The organism is Mesorhizobium sp. M7A.F.Ca.AU.001.01.1.1, from assembly GCF_004022735.1.
GTDB lineage: Bacteria > Pseudomonadota > Alphaproteobacteria > Rhizobiales > Rhizobiaceae > Mesorhizobium > Mesorhizobium ciceri.
In genome coordinates, this window is the sequence record NZ_RZPF01000321.1 from 1 (window position 1) to 6,906 (window position 6,906).

The window sequence follows — 6,906 nt, forward strand, 5'->3', positions numbered from 1 at the left end:
CGCCACGAGGTATCGCCCCAAACCTGACGCTTGTTCGCAAATTTCAGCCCACCCAAAATTGCTGCACCGGCACACCGCTGCATTAGCCCCGGCTAACAATATCACATTCGTGATTACCAACAAGTTTCAATCGCGATGCGCCGGAGAGCCGTTCGGGCCGGCGTGTCGTCAGGCCGGCTTCAGCCGCATCGCGGCGAGATACATGAGCGCCGAGGCGGCCTGCCCGCGGTCCCAGCCGGCAGCCTCGACCTTGCGGAGCAGGGCGTCGAGATGCGGAGCCAGCATATCCCTGCATTCCTGTTCGTAGGCGGTGCTCATCGCCGGATGCCGCGGTGCGCCGATGGTCAATGCCTTGGCCATGTCCGTTTCCCCCTTTGAGGGAGCAACGCTATACCGTCGGCCGGCAAACCGAAAATCGCTCCTTGCCGTCGGTGTGAGGCTTCGAAGCCTGCTTCGACCCGCGGCAAGCGCCCTGTCGAGAAAAATTGGCCTGGTGTGTCGGATCTGGCGTCCGTCGCGCGTCCTAGGAGCGAGCAACCTGCAAAGCTGGAGAACGAGCATGTCGTCGCAAATCACTCAATCGCCGTGGCAGACCGCGGCCCTTCTCATCGCCCGGCTGATCTTCGCCGGCGTCTTCCTGATGGCGGTGACGTTCAAATTCATGGGCATGGCGGCCACCGCCGGCTATATCGCCGCCGCCGGCTTTCCGTTTCCGCTGTTCCTGGCCTGGTGCGCGGCGATCCTGGAAGTCGCGCTGGTGCTGTGCTTCCTGACCGGCGCCTTCTTCACGCAGGCGGCCCTTGTCGCCGCCGCCTATGTGCTGTTCCTGGCCCTTGCCTTCCACGGACCCAGCCACTGGGCCGGCAACCAGGCCGAGTTCGGCTTCTTCATCGACCATTTTTCGTTCCTGGCCGGACTGCTGTTTGCGGCGGTGCATGGACCGGGCAAGGTGCTTTCGCTCAATTTGGGATGGCCGGGCAGGGCTTGAGGCGAGGGCAGTGGGCCACCGCGGACGCATGCCGGCCCGCCGGCACCGTTCACAGCTGGTCGTTGTAGGGTTCCTTTATCTTGCCGACCATGCGGGCCAGCTTTGAGAAGGACGGCAGCTCCGCCTCCGGCTGGCACTGGTTGGCGAGTTCCAGCAGCCGGATCGGAAAGTTGACGGCGTCGCGGCTGGATGCGGACATGCCTTCGGATCGTTCCTCGTTGGTTTCGCCGGCCTCGGTCTTGCGCAGGGCCAGGTCGATTTCCTCCGCCGTCAGCACCCCCTTTTGAACCAGGAGACGATTGATCGAGGCGACGGCCATCAACAGGCCTTCGAGTTGCAGGTTGGCGACATTCATGGCGATTGCTCCCGTGGCTGGGGTTGAAACGCACGAGCGGCATTTCCGCTCCAGAAAGGCTGCGGGCGAACGCCTATTCCTGCGTCAGCCGTTCGCCATATTCGCGCCACAGCGCCTTGACCTCCAGGTTGCCGAGGCTGCCGATCGAAACATCCCCACAGCTGATGGCGACGGCGCCGACGTCGTATTGGGGGTAGGCGTTGGCGACGAAACGGATGGCTTCGCCCAGCGAACGCACGCGGATGACTGGATCGGCCTGACCCTGGCCGGTGCTGCACACGCCGGAAACCGTGGCTGGTGCATGCCGCATCCTGAACACGGATGCCATGGCTGGTCTGTCCATCGTCCTCTCCCACAAGGCCGTGCGACGGGAATCATTCCATGAGCTTCGACGAATGATTTCACACCTGCCGGCTTATGACCAGCCGCCGGCAAAAGCAGGGTTTTACGCGCTTTGCCAGCGTCGCTCAGCGCGGGAGTTTCGACCAGACTAGGAATTTTTTCTCAGAAAGTGGTTGACGGGGTGAGTGCAGCTTCGCCTTCCAGACGCTGAACCCTGTGATCGGCACCGACGACATTGTGCTGTCGTTCTACCAGTCCGACGACACAGTCGGGGATATCCAGGCAGCCGCGCAAGGCATCATCGACCAGGCCCAGGCCGCTGCGGACGTAGCGACGGGCGCCATGACAACCGTGCTCGATCCGCAATTCGCGACCAAGGCGACGGCGGAGGCATTTTCCCCACCGATAGCACCCACATACATCCGCACCGCCTTCTACGACAGCTCTCAGGTGGCAGGCAGTGGCGCTGTGTACCGCAAGAATGGAACGAATGTCGGGGATTTGGTGATCATGCTGAGCGATGGCATGACGAAGACAGGCTATACGCTCGCCTCGACCCCGGTGACGGCATCAATGCTCGGGGCGCGTGGTAACGGTACAAATGCCACGGCTGCTATCAGTGCACTGCTCGCGGGCAGCTATCCGCATGTGCTGATTGACGGCTCCTACCAGACCGACGGCAACCATACGATCTCGACAGCGAAGAAGCGCGTCGAATGCCTGGGCGGCTCTGCCCTGATCCTGCGCGCGCCAGTCGGTGCCGTTACCGGCCACCATCCCGTCATCGATATCGCTGCCGATGACGTCCTGATAGACGGGGACCTCACGATTGATGGTGGATCACATGCCGGCTACCAGGCTTCTATCGGTATTCGCGTCGGCCTCTCCACTGGTGCACGCCGGAAGCGGCCGACAATCCGCGGCGTGAAAGTCCGCAATCTCGGCCTTGCCGGTGTGATGGCGCTCTGTGTCGACAGCCCGACGATTGAGGACATTGACGGCTATAACATCGTCACGCCAACCGGCGGCGAGTTTGGCGACACGGTTTACGTGGCCGGCGTCCGCAAGCCGATCGTGCGCAACATCCGGTCGGCGAAGTGCAAACGCGACGGTGTCGTGTTGACCTATACGGGGAATCTAAACACCACCGACGTGTTGGTCGACGGGGTTTTCGCCGATGCACATCTCGACAGCCCCTCCGCCGGTGTCTGGGTGGAGATGACCGGTGCGCGAGATCCGCGAGGGATCATAACTAACGTGGTGGCGAATGACTGTCTGATTGGCGTAGCTGCGACTGACGCCAACAGCGAGATCGTCATTTCGAATGTCAAGGCAATCGGCAACCGGCTCTCCGGTAGTTCTGCCGGTAACGTCTTCGGCGTTCAGATTCAGTCGGGCCGGCTCGATAACTGGTACATCGATCGCTACAACACAGCCCTGCAATTGGAACCAAACGGCGAATATCAGTTCGCCCTCAGCTCGCAAGTTGGATCGTTTGCGATTAGCGAAACGGTCAGCGGCGGCACCTCTGGCTCGACCGGAACCCTGCGGTTCCAACATTTTGAAATCGTCATTACCGGTTCAACCCTCGACTATGAACTCGGTGAGACGGTGACAGGCGGTTCATCCGGCGCGACGGGCATCTTGGTCGACTTCTTTGCCAACGTGCTGAGGGTCTTGCCGATAAGCGGAACGTTTCAGGCCGCTGAAACAATCACTGGAGGCACCTCTGCGATTGCCAAAACGGCAAACAGCGCGACCCAGCGCATCTATGTGCGCGGTTCGGCCGGCATCTTTCGGGCTGGCGAGACTATCACGGGCGGAACGTCAGGTGCCACAGCCGTAATCGCCGCGCCCTACCAGACGCCACTTGCGATCGGCCCGGGCACGTTGATGAACTGCTCGACCGACGCCATTGTCGTTGCGAACGTAGTGACACCGGCGAGCCTTAGCCTTTCTGGCATCAGGGGAAACACCCAGTCGCATGGCGTCCGGTTCAATCTTTCGGTGGGCCAACGGCTGCGCAAAGCCAGTCTCAGGGACATCGCCCTGAAGAACCCGACCTCCATTGGCGTTGCCTTTCGGGTAACCACCGGCGGCGCGATAGACGAAATGCTGGTCGATGGCTTTGACATGACGGAATGGGTTGGCGATGGCACCGGCAGTTCCATCACGGCCGGCACCGTGACCAGGTTTATTGGCGGCAACAATCCCGGCCTGCAGGGGACGTCGAGTGTGCCGATCAATCTGAGCGTTAACACAACGCTGTCCGGGCTTCACAACCGGGCACTCTGCCACAACAACAGCGCCGGCGCGACGTGCACACATACGCTGCCGCCTGCCGTGCCTGGCCTTCGGATCGGCTTTGCCGGGGTACACGCAACCCATGTCATGAACATCGAGCCCAACGGGACGGACACGATCAAGGGCGGCGGTGCAGGCAAATATCTCATTCTCGATCCCGGCGAGCGTGTAACCCTGGAGGCATACGCAACGGGCTCATGGGTGGTCAGCGCGACAGTCGGTTGGGCGGGCGATTTCGAGTTGTGACTTTGTCGTTGTGAATGACCGAATCGCCTAGGTTGCTTTTTTGATCCAAATAGTCGAACGAAAGATATGGTCCTCGCTCTGTGGTCAATGGTGGCCGTGACCACCTTTATACTTGTGGCCCGCCACAATCGGGTTTCTGTTGTAGCGATTGGCTATATCGGCCTTCTTGCTTATTCGGTGCCCGCGCTGATTGGCTTCACGCGGCCTGTGAGCGCGAAAGGATTGGTGCCATATCTTGAGCCGGCGTCGTCGGAAGCAATTCTGGTGATGGTCGCTGCTTGGCTAGGGTTCGGGTTGGCGCTGCTGCTGATGCCTTCGTCTGTGGGCGGCAGGCGTCCCCCTTGTTACCAACTGCACCCGATGCGGGTCATCTGGTTCATTCGGTGCGCGCTGATCATTTCTTTAGCCTGCTATGCATGGATGGCAAACAGGGCTGGACTTGAGTGGTACGCGATGGAGCGTGCCGACATCTATGACGCCGTCGGTGGGCTCATTTCCATCGTGTGGCGTTGGGTCAGCGGCATCGGTCTTCTGGCATCAATCTATTTCGATAGGCCATGGGGTCGCGGCGCTCGTATTTATCAAGCCATCTTTGCGTTAATGGTCGCACTTAATGCGATCGCGGGTGATCGGACGGTCCCGGTGATCTTGGCAATGGCGTTTGCCATCGTGTTATTGTGGGAGTGGCCGATAACGAAGGCGGCCCTGCATTGGAAGGCATGGGCGATCGGGCTGGCGACGCTTGCGATCATCTTCTTTATGAAGCCCTTCTATCTGGCCTACAAACGCGACCTGCCGTTTGGCAGGATGCTGACAGGCGGTTCTGATCCGATGGCTATGGTGGCCTCCTGGGAAGCCTTCGGCACTCATGAAAACATCGAAGGGCTGATTAGGAGTAGCACGACCTATCCATGGTGGAACACGGTTCGCGATACCTTGGCGCAACTGCTAATTCAGCCGTCGGCCTTCGGCTTCGACAGCACTGGGTTCAACACGGTGCTCCAGACCCAGATATTTTCACAGGCGTTGTACGGCTTGGCTGGTACATTCTGGGGGCAGGCGTGGGCGATTGGCGGTATTCCCGTTGTGATCGTATTTGGGTTGATCTATGGCGGAGCGTTGGTGGCGTTGCATCATGCTTCGCTCAAAAGTAAGGGTATGTGGTTCTTCTTCTGGATCATCCTCGGCAGCGTGATTGGGGTCTATGCGCACCGGAATGCCTTGGAGAATGTTCTTGCGCAGGCACGGCAGCCATTCGTCGGTTTCGTGACGATTCAGGTCTTGGTGTGGGTACTGCTCTTCGGGCGCTTCCATACCAGCATTCCGGCTGTTCCGATTGTGGGTCGAGACTACGGCAAATGAACTGACGTTGAGCGGCGCCTTGGGGGAGGCAAATGAATGGTGGAGCAGGTATATCTCGATCGGCAGCATGATCGTCTTGTATTCATCGACCAACCAGCCGACGAAGGATTCTGGGACGATCGTTGGGCGCAATCCCTAACAGCAACGGACATTCGGAAAAAGAGCGTCTTTGTCCAGCATGTTACCCGAAAGTATTTAAGCCCGCCTGATCGAGTGATTGATGCAGGCTGCGGTGTGGCAAACACAGTCTTTGGGCTCCATCACGCCGGGTTCGAGGCATACGGACTAGACTTTGCCCCCGTAACCATCGCTAGAATCAAGAAGCACGCCCCCGAACTTAATATCGTTCTCGGCGACGTGCGAGAAATGCCATTCGAGGATGCCTTTTTCGAAGGGGTGTGGTCCTTAGGGGTGATCGAACATTTCAAGGATGGTTACGCATCGATCATCGAGGAGGTACGCCGAGTGCTGAAACCTGGCGGACTCCTTTTCCTAACTGTCCCCAGCGTGTCGCCATTGAGGCGTCTAAAGATGCGGCTCGGTCGATACGAAGATGTGAGTGCCGCGGACATGGCTCGATTTTACCAATTTGCCTTCACCCCGAACGACACAATTAGAACGATCAGCGGGATGGGGTTCCGGCTTTTGGAAAGTCGGTCCAGGGGCGGATATCTGGGGTTGATGCGGGAAAGCAATTTGTTCAAGCGCCTGCTTGAACCATTGTATGAGAGCCGGTCGCGACCGATGGTGACCTTACGACGCGCGATCGACTTAGTGATCAGTCCAGTATCGTTTCACACAAAGCTGTTCGTCTTCAAAAAGAACTAGCTGAAACTGAATTTTCGAACTCCGACCTCAGTTACTTGTATCCAGCACGAGTTGTCGCGGCGCTTCGACTGAAGTCCTGTTGATCATTTCCGCAGCGTCAACGCGCCGAAGACTCATTCATTGATCTTTATCCTGACGGAGCTTCTCATCGATGTCTCTCAGGCTTTTGTTGTACGCTCGCGTCTCTCGCCGCACCCCTATCGTGGCAATAACTACCCACGCGATAGAGAAGGCGCCGATGAGGACTCCTAAAACTAAATGTCTTATGTCAGGCATATGTGCTTTTGCGCGTCCTAGGTGCGTCAATGACTTACCGAGCGCACGATTCTCTTGCCGATACTCAGAATTTTAAGTCTGTATCTGCCAACTTGGCGAATGATATCCAGAATCATAATCGCCCGCGCCAAGCCTAACCTCCACCCGGCGAACATACCAAAAATCAAAAACTGAACAACTGCCCGGAAGGGCGGAAAGGAAACAC

The 6,906-nt window shown here is 58.6% G+C and carries 7 protein-coding genes; 4 read left to right on the plus strand and 3 right to left on the minus strand.

Going from position 1 to position 6,906, the window contains the following annotated elements:
• Window positions 1-168: 168 nt before the first annotated feature.
• Window positions 169-360 carry a hypothetical protein gene (locus EN884_RS19700; RefSeq protein WP_013530778.1) on the minus strand — a complete coding sequence of 64 codons (192 nt, stop codon included), beginning with the start codon at window positions 358-360 and terminating at the stop codon, window positions 169-171.
• Between the two features lie 199 nt (window positions 361-559).
• Here EN884_RS19700 and EN884_RS19705 point away from each other — a divergent pair, with 199 nt between their 5' ends.
• Window positions 560-988, plus strand: coding sequence for a DoxX family protein (locus EN884_RS19705; RefSeq protein ID WP_063168563.1), 429 nt, complete (start codon window positions 560-562; stop codon window positions 986-988).
• A 49-nt stretch (window positions 989-1,037) separates the two neighbouring features.
• Here EN884_RS19705 and EN884_RS19710 read toward each other — a convergent pair whose 3' ends face one another.
• Together EN884_RS19710 and EN884_RS19715 are read right to left on the minus strand one after the other, a co-directional pair.
• Window positions 1,038-1,343 carry a hypothetical protein gene (locus EN884_RS19710; RefSeq protein WP_013530780.1) on the minus strand — a complete coding sequence of 102 codons (306 nt, stop codon included), beginning with the start codon at window positions 1,341-1,343 and terminating at the stop codon, window positions 1,038-1,040.
• A 73-nt stretch (window positions 1,344-1,416) separates the two neighbouring features.
• Window positions 1,417-1,686, minus strand: coding sequence for a hypothetical protein (locus EN884_RS19715; protein ID WP_063168562.1), 270 nt, complete (start codon window positions 1,684-1,686; stop codon window positions 1,417-1,419).
• 215 nt (window positions 1,687-1,901) lie between these two features.
• Here EN884_RS19715 and EN884_RS19720 point away from each other — a divergent pair, with 215 nt between their 5' ends.
• The 3 genes from EN884_RS19720 to EN884_RS19730 all read left to right on the plus strand — a co-directional run bounded on the left by EN884_RS19720 (window position 1,902) and on the right by EN884_RS19730 (window position 6,425).
• A complete protein-coding gene (locus tag EN884_RS19720) occupies window positions 1,902-4,235 on the plus strand; it encodes a hypothetical protein (RefSeq protein ID WP_063168561.1) in 2,334 nt (777 codons plus the stop codon).
• A 66-nt stretch (window positions 4,236-4,301) separates the two neighbouring features.
• Window positions 4,302-5,597: a hypothetical protein gene (locus tag EN884_RS19725; RefSeq protein WP_063168560.1), complete on the plus strand. Its 1,296-nt coding sequence runs from the start codon at window positions 4,302-4,304 to the stop codon at window positions 5,595-5,597.
• Between the two features lie 36 nt (window positions 5,598-5,633).
• Window positions 5,634-6,425 (plus strand): class I SAM-dependent methyltransferase, encoded by a 792-nt coding sequence (locus EN884_RS19730; RefSeq protein ID WP_063168559.1) that lies wholly within the window; start codon window positions 5,634-5,636, stop codon window positions 6,423-6,425.
• Window positions 6,426-6,906: the final 481 nt, after the last annotated feature.

Bases quoted from the DNA above. Each gene is read 5' to 3' on its own strand.
- EN884_RS19725 (WP_063168560.1), top strand. From the start codon at position 4,302: ATGGTCCTCGCTCTGTGGTCAATGGTGGCCGTGACCACCTTTATACTT.
- EN884_RS19715 (WP_063168562.1), bottom strand. From the start codon at position 1,686: ATGGACAGACCAGCCATGGCATCCGTGTTCAGGATGCGGCATGCACCA.
- EN884_RS19705 (WP_063168563.1), top strand. From the start codon at position 560: ATGTCGTCGCAAATCACTCAATCGCCGTGGCAGACCGCGGCCCTTCTC.
- EN884_RS19710 (WP_013530780.1), bottom strand. From the start codon at position 1,343: ATGAATGTCGCCAACCTGCAACTCGAAGGCCTGTTGATGGCCGTCGCC.
- EN884_RS19700 (WP_013530778.1), bottom strand. From the start codon at position 360: ATGGCCAAGGCATTGACCATCGGCGCACCGCGGCATCCGGCGATGAGC.
- EN884_RS19730 (WP_063168559.1), top strand. From the start codon at position 5,634: ATGGTGGAGCAGGTATATCTCGATCGGCAGCATGATCGTCTTGTATTC.